Origin of the sequence: Clostridium tepidiprofundi DSM 19306 (assembly GCF_001594005.1) — a bacterium.
GTDB lineage: Bacteria > Bacillota > Clostridia > Clostridiales > Clostridiaceae > Clostridium_AC > Clostridium_AC tepidiprofundi.
On record NZ_LTBA01000162.1, the window covers coordinates 1 to 583 of the forward strand.

1 protein-coding gene is annotated in these 583 nt (G+C 28.3%); it reads left to right on the top strand.

Annotated features, from left to right (window positions below; translation table 11 throughout):
* Positions 1–62: 62 nt before the first annotated feature.
* On the top strand, positions 63–583 hold a 521-nt coding region (locus CLTEP_RS14215; RefSeq protein WP_153016380.1), incomplete at its 3' end, for an Rpn family recombination-promoting nuclease/putative transposase.

Sequence of the window (583 nt, forward strand, 5' to 3'; positions counted from 1 at the left end):
AAAAGATAGTGAAAATACAACAAAAATTAAGATATAATATAAGTAGAGGAAAGGGTGATATAATGGAGAGATTAAAACCTTTGAATGATTTTATTTTCAAGAAACTCTTCGGAGAAAACGAAGTAAAAGATAATTTAATTGCATTTTTGAATGCAGTTTTAGATAGGAAAGATAGAGATAGGCTTGTGACATTAGAAATAATAGATAATAAAGAACTAACAAGAGAACTCGTAAATGATAAAACTGCCATATTAGATGTAAGAGCGAGAACAGAAGATGGGACTCAAATAGACATAGAAGTTCAACTTACAAATCAACATAATATGGATAAGAGAACTTTGTTTTACTGGGGAAGAATTTTCAATGAAACAATAGTTAAAGGTGAGGACTACAAGAATTTGTCAAAGGTAATAACTATAAACATATTGGATTTTAATTATATAAAGCTGGATAAATTTCATACTAAGTTTCATCTGTGGGAAGATGAAGCTAAGGATTACATGCTCACTGATTTGGTAGAGATACATTTTATAGAAATTCCAAAATTTAATGAATTGAAGGTAAAGAATTTGAAAGAAGATAG